This is a genomic window from Geminocystis sp. NIES-3708, assembly GCF_001548095.1.
Lineage (GTDB): Bacteria > Cyanobacteriota > Cyanobacteriia > Cyanobacteriales > Cyanobacteriaceae > Geminocystis.
Genome location: NZ_AP014815.1, coordinates 3,807,924 through 3,825,315 on the forward strand (window position 1 = coordinate 3,807,924; position 17,392 = coordinate 3,825,315).

12 protein-coding genes are annotated in these 17,392 nt (G+C 29.8%); 6 read left to right on the forward strand and 6 right to left on the reverse strand.

The window, feature by feature from the left end; all coding sequences use genetic code 11:
- Nucleotides 1-112 precede the first annotated feature (112 nt).
- Nucleotides 113-1,525 (reverse strand): protein translocase subunit SecD, encoded by a 1,413-nt coding sequence (gene secD, locus GM3708_RS16700; RefSeq protein ID WP_066349188.1) that lies wholly within the window; start codon nucleotides 1,523-1,525, stop codon nucleotides 113-115.
- Nucleotides 1,526-1,607: 82 nt separating this feature from the next.
- Nucleotides 1,608-2,591: an alpha-ketoacid dehydrogenase subunit beta gene (locus GM3708_RS16705; protein ID WP_066349190.1), complete on the reverse strand. Its 984-nt coding sequence runs from the start codon at nucleotides 2,589-2,591 to the stop codon at nucleotides 1,608-1,610.
- A 163-nt stretch (nucleotides 2,592-2,754) separates the two neighbouring features.
- Between GM3708_RS16705 and GM3708_RS16710 the strand changes: the two genes are divergently transcribed.
- Nucleotides 2,755-3,318 (forward strand): Uma2 family endonuclease, encoded by a 564-nt coding sequence (locus GM3708_RS16710; RefSeq protein ID WP_066349192.1) that lies wholly within the window; start codon nucleotides 2,755-2,757, stop codon nucleotides 3,316-3,318.
- Here the strand turns inward: GM3708_RS16710 and GM3708_RS16715 are convergent.
- The gene (locus GM3708_RS16715; protein ID WP_066349194.1) at nucleotides 3,315-3,932 is read right to left on the reverse strand and encodes a Crp/Fnr family transcriptional regulator; all 618 of its coding nucleotides are present in this window, start codon (nucleotides 3,930-3,932) and stop codon (nucleotides 3,315-3,317) included. The two genes, GM3708_RS16710 and GM3708_RS16715, sit on opposite strands and share 4 nt — an antisense overlap.
- A gap of 103 nt (nucleotides 3,933-4,035) precedes the next feature.
- On the opposite strand from GM3708_RS16715, the gene GM3708_RS16720 reads away from it, so the two are divergent.
- A complete protein-coding gene (locus GM3708_RS16720) occupies nucleotides 4,036-4,428 on the forward strand; it encodes a hypothetical protein (protein WP_066349195.1) in 393 nt (130 codons plus the stop codon).
- Nucleotides 4,429-4,662: 234 nt separating this feature from the next.
- Here the strand turns inward: GM3708_RS16720 and GM3708_RS16725 are convergent, their stop codons facing one another.
- Complete coding sequence (locus tag GM3708_RS16725; RefSeq protein ID WP_066349196.1) at nucleotides 4,663-7,614, reverse strand: glycosyltransferase; 2,952 nt, start codon at nucleotides 7,612-7,614, stop codon at nucleotides 4,663-4,665.
- A 392-nt stretch (nucleotides 7,615-8,006) separates the two neighbouring features.
- Nucleotides 8,007-9,194: a GNAT family N-acetyltransferase gene (locus GM3708_RS16730; protein ID WP_066349197.1), complete on the reverse strand. Its 1,188-nt coding sequence runs from the start codon at nucleotides 9,192-9,194 to the stop codon at nucleotides 8,007-8,009.
- Between the two features lie 199 nt (nucleotides 9,195-9,393).
- Here GM3708_RS16730 and GM3708_RS16735 point away from each other — a divergent pair, with 199 nt between their 5' ends.
- The 4 genes from GM3708_RS16735 (at nucleotide 9,394) to GM3708_RS16750 (ending at nucleotide 15,573) form a co-directional block, all read left to right on the forward strand.
- Entirely contained in the window at nucleotides 9,394-9,870 is a 477-nt protein-coding gene (locus GM3708_RS16735; protein ID WP_066349198.1) for a DM13 domain-containing protein, read from the forward strand.
- 196 nt (nucleotides 9,871-10,066) lie between these two features.
- Complete coding sequence (gene cruF, locus GM3708_RS16740) at nucleotides 10,067-10,963, forward strand: gamma-carotene 1'-hydroxylase CruF (RefSeq protein ID WP_396229635.1); 897 nt, start codon at nucleotides 10,067-10,069, stop codon at nucleotides 10,961-10,963.
- Nucleotides 10,964-11,127: 164 nt separating this feature from the next.
- Nucleotides 11,128-13,143 (forward strand): SpoIIE family protein phosphatase, encoded by a 2,016-nt coding sequence (locus GM3708_RS16745; protein ID WP_066349203.1) that lies wholly within the window; start codon nucleotides 11,128-11,130, stop codon nucleotides 13,141-13,143.
- 276 nt (nucleotides 13,144-13,419) lie between these two features.
- Nucleotides 13,420-15,573 carry a glycosyltransferase gene (locus GM3708_RS16750; protein ID WP_066349206.1) on the forward strand — a complete coding sequence of 718 codons (2,154 nt, stop codon included), beginning with the start codon at nucleotides 13,420-13,422 and terminating at the stop codon, nucleotides 15,571-15,573.
- On the opposite strand, the gene GM3708_RS16755 is transcribed toward GM3708_RS16750, so the two are convergent.
- A complete protein-coding gene (locus GM3708_RS16755) occupies nucleotides 15,496-17,073 on the reverse strand; it encodes a glycosyltransferase family 39 protein (RefSeq protein ID WP_066349207.1) in 1,578 nt (525 codons plus the stop codon). The genes GM3708_RS16750 and GM3708_RS16755 overlap by 78 nt on opposite strands.
- Between the last annotated feature and the right edge of the window lie 319 nt (nucleotides 17,074-17,392).

The following is a 17,392-nucleotide window of genomic DNA, read 5'->3' on the forward strand; positions in this document are numbered from 1 at the left end:
AAGAATTAAATTTAGTCAATAATTCTCGAAAATCAATTGAAACAATGTTTAAGTCAATTTTCTTCTATTCTCATATTCATCGATAATTTTATAAATATAAATTAAATATAAGTTAATTATTGACGGGTTTAATATTAGGGCAGAATAATTCTGGGCGTTGGCGTATAGTGGGAAAACCTAGCACCGTAATTAACAGAAAAGTACGAGTACAAGTTAATGCTGTAAACATACTAATGACAACACCAATACCTAAAGTTAAAGCGAAACCTTTGACTAAACCTGAACCTAACCAGAAAAGTGCGACACAAGCTATTAAAGTGGTAACGTTACCATCTAAAATACTGGAAAATGCCCGATAAAATCCTGATTCTACTGATCGATATAGGGTTTTTCCGTCTCTTAATTCTTCTCTAGTACGCTCAAAAATTAATACATTAGCATCAACTGCCATACCGATACTGAGGAGAAAACCTGCAATACCGGGTAAAGTTAAAGTGACTCCTGCTAAGGAAAAACAAGCTAAATTAAGTACAGCATAAATAATTAGAGCAAAATCGGCAATAACCCCGGGTAGGCGATAATAAACCGCCATAAAAACCAAAACTAATGCTAAACCTGATAAACCAGCAATAATGCTTCGACGAATACTATCTTGTCCTAAAGTTGCACCAACGGTACGATTTTCAACAATTTTTACGGGTAAAGGTAATGCACCACCTTCTAACTGTAAGGCTAATTCCTTAGCTTGTTCGAGGGTAAAGCCACCACCACCAGAGATAGTTGCTCTACCGCCCATAATACCTGTAGTTGCATATTCCGCACTAACACCAGGGGAGCTAATGAGTTTATTATCAAGAAAAATTCCTAAAGTGCGTCCTGTACCTGCTATGCTTTTAGTCAATTCGGCAAATAATTTACCCCCTTCATCATTAAATTCTAAGGCTACCTCCCAATCTTTTCCTTGTTGACTGGGTTGATAACTTGCACCTTTAAGTTTTTCACCATTTAGTTCGCTTTTGTCAAATAACTTTTCAGATACCTTTGCTAATTCTTGTTTTATAGTTTCGATTTTTGCTTCTTGGGCTTTTAATTCTTCTCCTTTTAATGATTGAGATTGAAAAATTAATTCTCCTAATTCTTGCTGTTTAACTTGATATTGAGCTTGAATTTCGGGGTTATCCGTTTCGGTTCTGAAGTCTAATTGTGCTGTTCCACCTAATACTCTTTCTGCTTCTTGAGGATCATTGACACCGGGTAATTGTACTAAAATGCGATCGCTTCCTACACTTTGCACAACGGCTTCTGACACCCCTAAACCATTAACTCGATTATCAATAACTGTGCGTACGCCTTCTAGTTTTTCTGGAGTAATCTCCGCTACTTCTGGAGTAGTTTGTAATTGAATTGTTAGTTGAGATCCACCTCTTAAATCTAACCCTAATTGTAAAGGTAAATTGACTAAAGTGAAGATAGATGTGGCAACTAAGACAATAATTAAGATAATAAATACTCTTTGTCTTTCCATTAATAATTAGTTTTTAATAAATATGAAATAAAATTTAAAATATGTATTTTTGTTAATTGTTCATTGTTAATTGTTTATTTGACTAAATTTGGTTATTCATGATTTTACGTACAGCTTCCACAATTTGTTCTGGTTGTACAATGGTTAATCTCTCTAATGCACCATTATAAGGAGTAGGAATGTCTTGAGAAGATAAACGCACCACAGGCCCATCTAATTCATCAAATAATTGATCATTAATAGAAGCAGTTAATTCCGCCGCAATGCCTCCAGTTTTCATACACTCTTCCACAATAATAACCTTATGGGTTTTACGGATAGATTCGCCGATAGTTGCCATATCCAATGGTTTCAGAGAAATTAAATCGATGATTTCAGGATCATAACCATCTTTTTCGATTTGCTTCAATGCTTGAATACAGTGATGCCTCATACGAGAATAAGTCAAAATTGTTACGTCTTTACCTTTACGCACGATTTCCGCTTTATCTAAAGGTACAGTATATTCATAATCAGGTAAGTTTTCTTTATGATTATATAACAATACGTGTTCAAAAAATAGTACAGGATTATCATCCCTAATGGCTGATTTTAACAAACCCTTAGCATTATAAGCAGTCGAACAAGCGACAATTTTTAACCCCGGCACTGCCTGAAAATAAGCCTCTAATCGCTGAGAGTGTTCTGCACCAAGCTGTCTGCCTACACCACCAGGACCACGAATTACTGTAGGAATTTTATAGTTACCGCCAGAAGTATAACGCATCATCCCTGCATTATTGGCGATTTGGTTAAAAGCAAGTAGAAGAAAACCCATATTCATTCCTTCAATAATGGGGCGTAATCCTGACATTGCCGCACCTACTGCCATTCCTGTAAAGCTATTTTCGGCAATTGGGGTATCTAATACTCTAAATTCGCCATATTTTTCGTATAAACCTTTGGTTACTTTATATGATCCACCGTACTGTCCTACATCTTCTCCCAATACAAATACTTTATCATCTCTTGCCATTTCTTCGTCAATAGCTTGACGCAAAGCATTAAACATCAATGTTTCTGCCATTTATTTTTCTCTAATATTACTAGCTATAGCAAAAATCATCTTATCATTTTCTTCTTTCTTTTTCTCATAAAAGTTAAGTAATGGTGAATGATGACTATTCTAAATGTCACGTTATAACCGCTACATATCCTATTCTTCTATTTTTCTTACAACTGAGTTTCTTATGATAGTCGTTACTAAACCTCAAATTCAATTAACTTTAGAAGATTTTTTGGCACTGAAGGAAACTAAACCTGTCTCAGAATTTATTAACGGAGAAATTCATCAAAAACCTATTCCTCAAGGAATACACAGCTCTTTACAAGTTGATGTTTGCGAAGCAATTAACCATGTTGTCAAATCTAAGAAAATTGCAAAAGCTTTTACTGAATTACGTTTTACTTTTGACAATAGAAGTATTGTGCCAGATATAGCGGTTATGCGTTGGGCAAGAATACCCCTTGATGACAAAGGCAGAATAACCAATCGTTTTCCAACTTATCCTGATTGGGTGATCGAAATTTTATCCCCTGAACAAAGTTTAACTCAAGTATTAGCTAAATTATTACATTGTTCACAACAAGGCACAGAAATAAGTTGGTTAATTAATCCTGATGATGAAGCAATTTTAGCGGTATTTCCTGAACAAAAAATTGGAGTTTATCAGAGAGATATTACTTTGCCAGTTTTAGAAGGAATTGAATTAGTATTGACTCCTGAAAATATTTTTAACTGGTTAAAACTTTAATCGGACACCTTGTTATTATGTAATAGTATATGACGAGTACTATCAAGAGAAATTAACCCCTGTTTTTGTAAATCTCCTAATAATCTAGTTACAGTAACTCTCGTTGTGCCAATAGTATTCGCTAGATTTTGGTGAGTGAATCTGACTTTTAATCTCACACCCAATTCTTTTTTCTCTCCAACTTCTTTTCCCAATAATTTAAGTAGTTTGATTAATCTATCTTCTACCCTTTTCAATCCTGCGATCGCCAATAACTCTTCACTTTGTCGCAAACGTTTTACCACCTGAGAAAGAATTTTTTGGGCTAAATTATCATCATTTTCAATTTCTACTAAGGAATACCATGACAAATATACATCCGATAAAGCTTTTGCTTGAAAAGTCTCAAGAGAAGTTAACCAGCCACCAAAATAATTGTCAGATTGCACCCATCCTAAAGAAGTTTCTTCTCCTTGATAGTTACATTTGATTAACTGTACAACCCCACGATTAACTTGCCAAATACCTTGACTAACTAGAGGAATTTCTTCTCCTCGTTCATAAAAATGCAACCGTCTTTCACTTGATTGAATTTGAAAGGTTAAATTATGATGGGAAGGATAGGTAAGTACCATAAAAGTTAGTGTGATTAAGAATACATTGACTTAACCACAAGATTATCCTGTCAAAGTTAAGAAAAGGTAATGAACAGTTTAAAATTTACTATGTGATGCTAATATGAACAACGATATTGAAGATACAATCATTTCAGAGCAAGAAATAGAAAGATTACATCAATTAACTATTTATGGTAGATGGGTATTAGTGGGTATCTCGTGGATTTTTATTCTACCTTGGGCATTATGGGAATTAAGAGAAACTATTTCTTTTTGTCAAGAATATTGTACATGGTCAGCCATAAGAGCAGGAATGGAATTTAATCCTTGGGCTGCATTAGGCGTAACTTTTTGTATCGCTTTTGCGACATCTGTTTTAGTATGGCAAAGTAGTTATATTTTAAGGGGTGGATTATCAGATAAGGAAAAATATTATTTCATTGAACAAATTAAAAAAATTCGCACTAAAAATAAGAAAAATTGGCTTTATAGATTAATGTATGATGACAATTAAAAATTAACAATTATGAATTAGGAATTAAAAATAAACTCTACATTTTACATTTTCTACTTATTACCTATTACTTATTACTCATCTTCTCCGATAATTTTATGATTCACTGGGGTATAAGCCAAGACGCATCTAAGTTACATATTATTTTGTTATAAATAAATCAACAAATCTCCCCTGTCTCCTAGTTTTCCCAGTCTTACCGCCCTCAGTAAATCTAAATGCGTTTCAGCTTATTTAGGTGAGCCATAAATTAGCGTGTTGTTCGTGACGATTATCATGGAAAATATCATAGTTAGGATTAAAGTTACTGTTACCTAATTTTGAGATAATTTGACGATGTAAGACTTCAATTTTTTCTCCTAATTTACGAGTATTCCACAAAATTTTACTAGGAGAAAAAGTCGTTAAATTTTCTATCCAATCTAGTTGACGATAAGCTAGAAACAATTCATCAATAGTTGGTTTTAATTGTAAAAATGAGGAAGAAGGTTTCATTTCTGTTAACAATTGACTCAAATTATAAGCATATTCTAAATCACTGCTTATATGCTGACAATAAGACTTACGATAAGCCAAAGTTTTAATCAAAAATTGTTCAATTTCTGCGGTATTTTTTTCATTAAAAGCATACTTAATTCCTCCTAAAGTTCGATGTAAATACCATGCTCTAATATCTTCAACTTCAGCCATAGGACTTTGAGTTGTCCGTGCGTCAGGATAATTCCAAAATAATCCTAAAACTCGATTAATCATTTTAGTTTTGATATGGGGTAAAACTCGGTTTTTAAATTCTGTATCTCCTGCACCACGATAACTTGAGTCATAATAACCAAATCTGTCATGAATATTTTTACGGTATAAACCACCGACTAAGGAAAGGTAACAAGTATCGAGATAAACGAAATTTTGGTCATAATTACTGCGATCATAAAGCATAATATCATTAACATGATTGCCTTGTAAATCGACATCGGTCACTAAACTATGACTTATCACCCAATCAATATCAGAATTTTCCTCTAATTCATGGGCTAAAACTTCCAAACATTCGGGTAAAATCGTCTCATCTACCCCTAAAAAAGTGATATAAGGCGATCGACATAGTAAAATACCTCTATTCCAAGCATTTTGGATGGTTTCTCGGTTTTGAGAGCGTAAATAAACAACGGGTAAATTTAATTCTGATTGTAACTGTTTAAATACTTGATATTCTTGATCAGGTGAACCACTATCTACTAAAATTATTTCAACTAATCCTTTTTTAACTAAAGTTTGTTCTGCTAAAACTCTTAAAAATAAAGGTAATTTTGGTGCGGCATTATATAAGGAAACTATTACGGAGACTTGATAATTTTCTTTGTCTCTTCTTTCGTCAATAAATTCATATTCTTGAGGTTGATATTTAAGGTTATTTTGATAAGTGTCATTGAGAATATTAAAAGTTTTTTCTGTTTGTTGACTAATGTCTTTAAACATTGCTTCAGCAACTTTTGCTTCGGGTTTAAATCCTTTTTCTTCTAAAGTTTTAATGACATAGGGTAATTCATTAAATCTATCAATACCTAAAGCCCTCATGCTTCTCAAATAGTAAGTTGTAGCAACTAAATCATTATTTCTCATCCTTTCTAAACGGGCAATTTCTCGCCAAACTCTAACTCTATCAAGACGAAAAGCACTTTGTATTTTACCTTTAATACCTTTAGCTTCTGGCTCAAAAGTTTCTGCTAAGTTCCATACTTGTTGCAGTTTTTTTTCTATTTCTAATTCCGTTTGTTCACTGAGGGTAAATACTTTATGATATTGTGAGGCAATAAAAGGGGATTTTATCAATTGAGATGAACGAGTATCTTCAGCATATCTAATCAATTTACTTTTAACTTTTTTAATAGATGGTTTAATAGCTTTATTAATAACTTTACTGGGGATACTTTTAAGATAATTTTTATTTTCAGTTCTCGAATTCCAATAATTAATTAATTGTGAATACCATTCTTTTAACTCTGCACAAACGTCTAAATCATGATTATTCTCCGTGTGATAAATACTGCTTAAATTAGGATCATTAGTATTAGTATTTATAGTTAATAAAGCCTCATTTAATTGTTGCCGATAATCATAATAATTTTCTAAAATATTAGTAAGTTTAGGGAGACATTCATAGGTGTTATTTACATCAATTTTAATCCAAGGTAATTGGGGAAAATTCTCTTCTAAAAACTGACAAACTCCAGCACCACTTCCGATGGCAGTTGGACAACCTGAAAATAAAGATTCAAGAGCTAATAAATTAAGGGTATCATAACGAGAAGGAAGAAAAGTAATGGCAGGTTGTGCGAAAATTTTATATAATTCTTGACGAGGTTTAGATGGCAATATATTAATATTAATTAATCGTTTATTAATCATAGATTGTAATAAAACTTGAGAAGAATCACCAAATTCACTATAACTATGAGGACCAATGATACTTGCTTGATTATAATTATTAGCAGATAACCACCAAACTAAATCAATAAAAATATCTGCTCCTTTTCTTTTTTCGGTTCTACCAATAAAATATAAATTAGGTTTATTTTGATTATTTTCTAAAGATTGAGATTGAGGCAAATCAATAAAATGTAAAGGGTTAAAATATTGAGTTTCTAAATCTACTAAATTTTGCCATTCTTTAAGATAGCTTTTACTAATTCCGTAACGAATATCAGCAGTTTTAAACTGCATTTTTTCTTCTATATCTAAAGGAATATTAACTTCTTTTGAACCAAACCAATCTAGTTGTAAAGTTGTGGAAATCTTACCGTGCATTGATAAGGCGATTTTCTCACATTTTACCCCGTGATATTTTAAAGCAGGACGCAAGAAGAGAGTATATTGTTCATAATCAGGGGCATCAACCACATCAAAGCTATAACCAGTAACAGAATTAGCAATATTACTCGCAAGGGTAAAAGAACGATACGCCCAACGGGGAGGATTTACATTAATATAATTGTTAAGATCATGAATTTGATAAATGGGTTTATAAGTAATACCATGGGCATTGTTAGGGCGAAAATTATTCTGATTTTCTTTTTCTAAAAGATAATAAAAGTCAATTTCGGGATTTTTTTCAATAATTTGACGATAAAAAGTTTGTCCTCCTCCTATTTTTAAAAATAAGTCGAAATCAGCGATTAATACTTTCATTATTTTTGTGAGCAGATTAACTATAAATTAATAACCAGTGATTAAAAATAATACTAGAAAAAGGAAAATTAAATGTTGTTGCAATTTTAATTTGTTATTGATAATACCTTTGTTCGATGTAAAAAACCTTGAGAAATAAAAGTTTAAGATTGATGACAGACGAAATTTTACCCACTAAAAAGAATAAAATTTGATAAATAATTGTATAAAATCAATTTAAATAATGTTTAAGTCAATTTTCTTCTAATTTTCCAGTCTGCTCTTCTCATCTCAGCCCACAAATTTATATCGAACTCAGGTGATAATGACCATGACGGTATTAAAGAATTGAAAATTAGAAGTTTTTTCCCTTCTTTCTCTTAATCAATCATTAAAGGTAGAAACTTTTTTGATTACTCTGGATGATGAATGTCATTTTGATTATTGGAAGAGGATGAATTATAAGTATTTTCTAACCATGATTTAATCCAAGGAGTAGGGATAGGAGTATGTAATGGTTTTAATCCGTTTAACACTTCTGGTAAACCTAATGATTCTAAAGGTTTTGCTTCTCTAAGTTTATGCCATACTGAACGTGACATTAATAAATTTTGATTGATTCTTTCTGCCCCTAATTTTTCGAGATATTCTTCTCTTTCGGGTTGATAATCTGAGGAAGAGACTAATAAAGATTGGGATGGTAGAGTTTGAATTACTGTTGCCATTTGACTAATCAGTTTTGGATAAAGCCATGTATAAGCAGGATGTACAGTTAATTTTGCTTCATGGGGTTTACTACCGTCTTTAGATAAACATAGTTTAAAGTAACCAATGGCGGCTTTTCTCTGAGGTTCAAATACATAAGCACTAATTTCTTCTGTATGATTTAACCATGCTTGAATTTTTTGACAAATAAAACTACCAAATCCTACTTTAAAATCTTCAATATGACGATCAAAAATTTGTCGTAACATAGGTGGCATAGAAACACAGTCTAATTGATAAAGTAGTTTTGCATCGGCATTACTGGCGGGTAATAAATTAGGTAAATTAGGTTCTTGTTGTGCTAATTTATCGAGTATTTCTGGTTTACAATGCCAGTGAGTCATTTGTGCTAGAGGTTGAAATCCATTTTCTCGATATAAACCAAGGGTATTTTTTTCGTTAATATTAACTTCTAATATCCATGTTCTAGCTTCCCATATTTTTTCAAAACAGTATCTTAAAAGTTGTGAGCCAATGCTACGATTACCGATGAGTAAATGGCTAATGGATGTATTGTAATTAATTAAAACTTGTTCTACCTTCCATGTACTACGAGTATGATTAAAAGGAGCAATTTGTATTAAACCCTGAATTTGTTCATCTTTTTCTGCCACATAAATATAAAAATCACTACTTAAAGGAATTGGTAATAATTTTGATAACTGTAATAATCCATAAAAACTTTGATATTTTTGTATCTTTTCCAATAAAATTGCCTGATGATTATTAAATTCAACAGATAATCGTTGTTGTAATAAAGTAGAAACAGAATTTAGATCACGATATTGTATAGAACGAATTTTTAAAGAGGATTTAGTGGAAGTTGAGGTATTCATAGTTAATAATTAATAATTGATATTGATGTTCATCTTCATTTCCATATTAGCTTAACTGAGAGATTCTTCAGGGACATTCTATGTTCTTCTCATTTAGATGATTAACAACTGATTATCTACTCAGAAATTATCAAGATATTTTTCAGAATAGATAGTAATAATAATAATCAATAAATAGATTATTTTTGGAGTTATAAAAATGAAATTCTCTCAAGTCAAAACTGCTAAATATAGTGCGTTTTCCTTAATTACCATTGCTAGTATTTCTTTACTTAGCAGTAATTTGGTTTTGCCTTCAAAACCAGTTCAAGCAGATAATTCTATTCCGATAAAAGTAGCTCAAAATCCCGTAAAAATGGGTAAATTTGTGACAGTAAAACAAGAAAAACAAACCACAGGAGAAGTAAAAATTATCACAGAAAACGGTAAACGTTATTTAGAATTAAGTTCTAATTTTAGCACAGCAAAAGGTCCTGATGTGCAAGTAATTTTACACCGAAATAGTCAAATTGGAGTGAATCCAAAACAAAATGAATACTTTAATGTTGCAATGTTAAAAAGTTTTCAAGGAGGACAACGTTATTTAATTCCAGATTATGTTAATGTTAACGAGTTTAAATCTGTAGGTATTTGGTGTCGTGAATTTAACGTAACTTTTGCCTTTGCGACTCTTTAATTAATTGATTCAGATTTTGATCATTGAAATTGATTATAAGTAGTTTGTGCTTTCTTCAAGTATATTAATCATTTAATAAGGTAAACTTGTTCATAAAACTTAATAAATATTTGTAAAATATTAAGAATAAATTTGATTTTACCGATTTTGGTAATTTTGATCATAGAACAGTTCCACACTTGAGGAGGCAAAACCCTTGTTTAAAGAGATATTAAGAGAAAAAGAAGGTTATTTTTTAATTAGTCATGTCATCGCCATGATTTTTGGCTTGGCGGGTTTGTTATTAGTATTACCTCATCCCCAATTTATCGCTAGTTTACCTCCTATCGGACAAACTGCTTTTCGTTGGTCAATGATGGGAGGAGGTGTTGTATATATGATTTTAGGCTGGGCAGCCATCGCTATTTATGCTTATCGTCAATTAAGTACATTTCATTGGTTAGCCTTCATGATTCCTGCTTTAGGAATTTCCCTCACGAGTGAATTATTAGGTACAAGTACTGGGTTTCCCTTTGGTGCTTATCATTATCTTTCTGGTTTAGGTTATAAAATATCAGGTTTAGTACCTTTTACGATTCCCCTATCTTGGTTTTATCTTGGTTTTAGTAGTTATCTGGTTGCAAGAGTTGGTTTAAATAAATTAGCAATCAATTCTTGGTTAAAAGATTTAGGTGCAATTATTTTTGGTGCATTATTATTAACCTCATGGGATTTTGTTTTAGATCCAGCTATGAGCCAAACTACTGTACCATTTTGGTTATGGGATCAACCCGGAGAATTTTTTGGAATGCCCTATCAAAATTTTGCTGGTTGGTTCGGTACAGGTGTAGTGTTTATGACGGTTGCAACTATTTTTTGGCGTTTAAAACCTCTTAATTTTGACAACATTCCTTTAACTATTCCTGCTGGAGTATATATTGGCAATTTTGGTTTTGCGATGATTATGAGTATTGGTGCAGGATTTTATGTACCTATCTTACTAGGGATTTTACTAGGAATTCTACCTTTAATAGTATTTTTATGGTTAGCTAACCAAGGCAATACGGAAGAAGACAACTCCTCCCCTGAAACTTTGGCATCTGTCTCTCAATAACTGCAATTAAATTTAAAGATAAAGTCCTATTTATTTTAGATAGTTGATAATGAATAGTTAGCCGTAATTATTCATTGTCAATTGTTGATAATTTATTTGTCTTTTTGCTTTTTGGTTTAAACTTACTAATATATTCTTAAGCACAAAACCAGATCTTCAAATAAATGTCAAACTCTCAGGAAAGAAAAACCTTAATTCTTATAGCTGATGATGAATCTCTTAGTAGAAGACATCTCACTTTAATGTTAAAAAAAGACGAGTATGAGATTGTTGGAGTCGAAAATGGTCAAGAATGTTTAACTGCTTATCAAGAATTACATCCTGATATGGTATTATTAGATGGTTTAATGCCAATAATGGATGGCTTTGAGTGCTGTAAAGAATTGAAAAGGCTACCCAACAGTGAAGATACTCCTGTGTTAATGATTACAGGATTAGATGATAAAATCTCTGTGAATAAAGCTTATGAAGTTGGTGCTACAGATTTTTTGACAAAACCCATTAATCCTGCGGTTTTACGTCGTCGTATTCGTTACCTATTAGATGCAAAAAAATCAGAAAAAGCCTTAAGAGAAAGTGAAGAAAAATACCGCTCTTTAGTAGAAAACCTTAAAGAAGTAATTTTTTACACAAACATAACGGGAAAATTAACATTTCTTAATCCAGCATGGAAAGAATTAACAGGGTTGTTTCCTGAAGAAAGTTTAGGTCATAATTTTTCTGAATATATTTATCCTGATGATTTACCGCTTTATGAAAAAGGTTTTCAATCACTAGTAAAAAATCAAAGTCTAACTTATTATTTGCAATTACGTTATCTCAAAAAAAATGGTTACGTAGGATGGATGGAAATCTTTGCTTCTTTAGTGAAAAAAGAAGAACAAATAATAGGTATTTCTGGTAGTTTAAATGATATTACTGAACGTAAAAGAATTGAACAATATCAAAAAATTGAAAGGGATGTTATCAAAATTTTAGCTGAATCCGAAAATATTGATGAGGGCATTCAAGGCGTAATTAAAGTTATCGGTGAAAATTTGGGGTGGGAAATAGGAGAATACTGGAGTTTTCAGGAAAATACTCAGTCAATTCATTTTCAAGATTCATGGTGTATTGAAGATAGCAATATTCAAAATATTTGTCAGCAACATCAAGAAAAATTGAAGACAATGTTTTGGAATAATTGGGAATTTAGTAGTTATGAAAATTGGCATAACAATAACACAATTCTTTGTGAAAATCTCAAAATAAATAATGATTTACAACCTATTTTTACTTTTCCGATTAATAAAGGTGATGAACATTTAGGAGTTATTTGTTTTTTTTCCAGACAAAGTCATCATCATGATAGTACTTTGTTAGAAAATATCGTTACCATGGGTAATCAGATAGGACAATTTATTAAACGAAAACAAGCTGAAGAAGAATTAAAACAAAGAAATTTGTTATTGCAATCAGAGTTAAATATTGCTTCAGGATATATCTTATCATTATTACCCTCTCCCAATGAACAGGAGTTTTTGGTAGAACAAAAATTTATTCCTTCTGCGAAATTAGGTGGTGATATTTTTGATTATTATTGGTTAGATGAAGAAAATGTAGTTATTTATTTACTTGATGTAGCGGGGCATGGTATTCATTCGGCTTTATTATCAGTTTCTATTTTAAATTTAGTCCGTAATAATTCTTTGTACAACACAGATCCTTATCAACCCTGGACAATTTTAACAGAATTAAACCGACTTTTTCAAATGGATAATGATCGAGTTAATTACTTTACTATTTGGTATGGAGTTTACAATAAAAATACTCGTGAATTAATATATGCTTCTGCTGGACATCCCCCTGCAATTTTAATTTCTCCTCAAGGCAATGATTGGCAATATCATAAATTATCCACTCCTAATATGCCTATTGGAATGCTTGAAGATATTGATTTTGATCAGAATTTATATGAAGTTCAACCCAATAGCATTTTGTATATTTTCAGTGATGGTATTTATGAAATTCCTGTCGGCAATGGTGAAATTTGGGGATTAAATAATTTTACAGATTTACTGTTAAACGTCCAAAAAGAGCAGAATCAAGATTTACAAAAAGTAATTGATCATGTACATATAATTAATAAATCTAGCAACTTTGATGATGATTTATCGATTTTAAAAATTACTCTTAATTAATAATTTATAAATTTCTCATAGTTAACTATTTATTTATAATTTTTGATGTTCAATTTTTTTAACTGTTAATTATCAATACTTTTTTATCATATTTTTACAACTAATATAAATTGATCAAGATTAAATTTTTCTCAGATAAATCTTTATATTTTTTCATTTATATTCGATAGAATTAAAATCATCTCGGTTTTAAAAAATAACTTATAATAAAACTTGGCTTTTTTATATCTTTACCAGTATTTAAAAAATCTCTCTATAAAACTTTGAAATATTATTATGAATCTTCAATATAAAATTTATGCCAATCGAATAATCTCCGTAGGTTTAGTCAGTAGTTTTATCGCTATTTTACTTACGGGAGTTTATAGTAATAATTTTATTGACTGTTTTACTCAATTATTTTCATGGCTAAATAGTTCTAATTTTATTTTATTTTTACCTCTTATTATCGCCATTTTTATTATCCAAGTAACAATTATATTATCTCCTCAACAAAAACAATGGTCAAGAATCATAATAGTTTTGACTTCTTTATTTTTTATGATACGTTATTTTTGGTGGCGATCTCATTCTACACTTAATTTAAATGATCCCATTAATAGTATATTTAGTATTGGTTTATTTTTAATAGAAATAGCTTTTATAATTAGCCCAATTTTTCAAACTATTTTAACTCTCAAAATCAAGAATAGAAAACTCCAAGCTGATAGAATGTCAGAAGCTGTAAAATCAGGAATTTATCAGCCAACGGTAGATATTTTAATTCCCAGTTATAACGAACCTTTAGAAGTAGTAAAACGAACCATTGTTGGTTGTCAATTAATAGAATATAACCACAAGAAAATTTATCTTTTGGATGATGGTAATAGACAAGAAATTAGACAATTATGCCAAGAATTAAAATGCGGTTATATTACTCGTGAAAATCGTATCTATGCTAAGGCTGGAAATTTAAACAATGCTTTAACTCAAACTAATGGTGAATTAATCGTAGTTTTTGATGCTGATTTTGTGCCGACTACCAATTTTTTAATACGCACTGTTGGTTTTTTTCAAGATCTAAAAATAGGCTTATTACAAACCTATCAGAGTTTTTATTCCCCTGATCCCATTGCCAGAAATTTGGGTTTAGAAAATGACATAACGACAGAAGTCGAAATTTTTTATCGTTATTATCAGCAAGTAAAAGATAGTGTTAATAGTGCAATATGTGCAGGAAGTTCTTTTGTCGTAAAAAGAAAATATTTAGAAGAAATAGACGGTTTTGTAACTCAATCCCTCAGTGAAGATTATCATACGGGTATTAAATTAGCTTCAAAAAATTATCAAATAATTTACTTAGCAGAAAGTTTAAGTGCAGGATTATCTGCAGAAAATACATTTGGGCATATTCGACAAAGAAAAAGATGGGCAAGAGGCACAATTCAAACATTATTTATTAAAGAAAATCCCTTATTTATCAAAAATATAAAATGGTGGCAAAAAATAGCTCACTTAGACGGAATTTTACAATGGTTTTTAAGCCCTCTGAGATTAGTTTTATTATTATTACCATTAACCTATAATATTTTAAAGTTGAATCCTATTCAAGCTAGTTTTGAAGACGTTATCTACTTTTTCTTACCTTTTTATTTTGTACAGGTTTTAACATTTTCTTGGTTAAATTTTCGCAGTCGTTCGGCATTCATTTCTGACTTATATAATATCATTACTGCTGTACCTTTATCCCTAGAAATATTACAAACTTTAATAAATCCTTTTAAATCTATTTTTAAAGTTACTCCTAAAGGGATTAAAAATGATCATTATTACTTTAATTGGAATTTAGCTTCTCCTTTAATCTTTCTGTTAGTTATTAATATCATTAATTTTTTCAGCTTATCACAAAGTTTAAATAATAATGACATAATTGAGACATCAAATTTTATTAACTCAGATGTTATGTTATTTTGGAATTTTCTAAATGTTGTAACTATTCTATTATCTCTAATAATATTAATAGAAATACCAAAATTAGACAGTTATCAATGGCTAACAATTAATAAATCTATAAAGTTAAAAATATCAAATCAAATATATCAAGGAATCGTTACCAAAATGTGTGAAATTGGTGCAGAAATAAATATCGACTCATCAAATATTATTAACGAAAGTGGAGAATTAATATTTACTCAAGAAAAATTAATTATTCCTTTCGATATTAATAGTTATGACTTAAAAAATAAAAAAATAAAAGTTACATTTCAACCTCTTTCTTTATTGCAATATCGCCAAATAATTAAAATACTATTCTGTCAGCCTAATCAATGGATTTTAAAAGAGTCACCCCATGAATTGAAAGCGATTTACTTATTAATTAAAGCCTTTTTTATTAGTATTCTTAACTTTACTAAAATCAACTTCATAAAGAAAAGGATGTATAAGCACTAATGAACTTTGATAAGCATTTTCTACTTGATTTATAAATTCTAAAGAAGGATTAAAAATAAAAATATTGTCAAATTCTTGATGAGTAATAATAGGTGTATTAATATTTAACAATTGTAATTTTGTATTAGGTTTTAAATTATGACTAATAGAGATAATATTTCCTTTGTTAATATCTAGATTTTGGGTAATAACTAACGGATTTTCAGCTTGATTAATAATTGTTGCAATAGCCGCATTATAATAACTAGGTGCTTTATTCCACCAAGTTTCACTATTTCCACTAATAATATTAGAGACAATACTCATAGTAAAAATTAATCCTAAGATTATTGACCATATGTTAGATTTTTGTGCAATTTTTTTTGTTAAAGTATAAGCAATAACTAAATATACACCAACATAAGCAGGAAAAAAATATCGAGTCATACTAGATTTAATGCCACCGAAAATTAAATCTGGTAAAATTAAGCCTAGTGTAGGAATAAATATTAATAATAGTAGATATAACCAAATATTTTTATCGGTATTTTTAATAACAAAAAATAAACTATAAAAAATTAAACTAAAGATTAAAGTTATAAAAATATAACTAGCCCAATGATATAATGGTAAGCCAATATCAACAAATAAGCTAGTAAAGTGTAAACACCATAAATTAGCTAGAAACACTAAAGATTGTTCTACATTTGTCCAATTTGTTTTCTCTTCAAGAATATGCAAATTCATCAAAATGATTAAAAGCCAAGGAATAAATAAAATACAACTTATAATAGTAAAAATAATAAATTTTATTTTAGTTTTTCTATCTAATAATTGTCTAAGTAAAAAAATATGTATAATATTAATTAAGACTATAAATATAGACAATATAGAGGTATAAAAAGTCGCACTTAAACTTAAACTATAACTAATCCAATCGATATTTTTATTAAATTTAATTACTTTGAAAAAATAGATACTAGATAAAATAATTGTTAGCATCCATAAACTATATTCTCTTGCTTCATGGGCATATAATATCTGAATAGGTGAAATTGAAACTAAAGTGACACTTATTAAATTAACTAAATTATCGTTAAATAATTGTTCTGATAAATAATAAATACCTAGAAAAACTAATAAACTAAACAAGACTGATAAGCTACGATTAATAAAAATTGAGCTACCAAATAAATCTTGCCAAAAACGAAGAAATAAATAGTATAATGGTGGATGTTCTGGATTTTGAATCAGGGAATCTATCGTATCAGATAAGATAGTTTTTGGACTTAATTTTTGAAACTCTAATAAATCTTGAGCAGTAATGATTTCACCGTTAAAGAAAGTTGTTAATACCTGATCATCTTTATAACCTGCTACCCTTAAAGATGTATAAACTTCATCGTGCCAATAAATTTTTTTATCGATATTATTAAGCCTAAAAAATATTCCTAGAAGAATAACAATAATAAGTACTATTTTTAACCAAAATTTACGAAGTGATCTCAGATTATTTACCATAGTTAAAATTAAAAGTACTGATTTTAAATTATTTCTTCTTCTCTATTAGTTTAAAATACTAAATTTTTGATTACTAACTTTTTTTCCCCTTATTTGTATGTTTTATATTTTATCTTCAATATTATAGTTTGTTAAAATATCATAACTTATATTAGAAATACTATAGCAATCCTAGATAAATTAAAATGAATAAAATAGTAAGTATTTTTACTGATATAAATAATAGATATTACCGTGATAACAAATCTCTTAATGATTTTTTAATATTTGTTCGTCAATTCCTACAAATTTTTGTTACATTAAACTTAATAATTCGCAA

What these genes read in the sequence shown, in the direction of transcription:
- GM3708_RS16745 (WP_066349203.1), top strand. Translation starts at nt 11,128, where the DNA reads ATGTCAAACTCTCAGGAAAGAAAAACCTTAATTCTTATAGCTGATGAT.
- GM3708_RS16730 (WP_066349197.1), bottom strand. Translation starts at nt 9,194, where the DNA reads ATGAATACCTCAACTTCCACTAAATCCTCTTTAAAAATTCGTTCTATA.
- secD (WP_066349188.1), bottom strand. Translation starts at nt 1,525, where the DNA reads ATGGAAAGACAAAGAGTATTTATTATCTTAATTATTGTCTTAGTTGCC.
- GM3708_RS16710 (WP_066349192.1), top strand. Translation starts at nt 2,755, where the DNA reads ATGATAGTCGTTACTAAACCTCAAATTCAATTAACTTTAGAAGATTTT.
- GM3708_RS16725 (WP_066349196.1), bottom strand. Translation starts at nt 7,614, where the DNA reads ATGAAAGTATTAATCGCTGATTTCGACTTATTTTTAAAAATAGGAGGA.
- GM3708_RS16715 (WP_066349194.1), bottom strand. Translation starts at nt 3,932, where the DNA reads ATGGTACTTACCTATCCTTCCCATCATAATTTAACCTTTCAAATTCAA.
- GM3708_RS16705 (WP_066349190.1), bottom strand. Translation starts at nt 2,591, where the DNA reads ATGGCAGAAACATTGATGTTTAATGCTTTGCGTCAAGCTATTGACGAA.
- GM3708_RS16720 (WP_066349195.1), top strand. Translation starts at nt 4,036, where the DNA reads ATGAACAACGATATTGAAGATACAATCATTTCAGAGCAAGAAATAGAA.
- GM3708_RS16750 (WP_066349206.1), top strand. Translation starts at nt 13,420, where the DNA reads ATGAATCTTCAATATAAAATTTATGCCAATCGAATAATCTCCGTAGGT.
- GM3708_RS16755 (WP_066349207.1), bottom strand. Translation starts at nt 17,073, where the DNA reads ATGGTAAATAATCTGAGATCACTTCGTAAATTTTGGTTAAAAATAGTA.
- GM3708_RS16735 (WP_066349198.1), top strand. Translation starts at nt 9,394, where the DNA reads ATGAAATTCTCTCAAGTCAAAACTGCTAAATATAGTGCGTTTTCCTTA.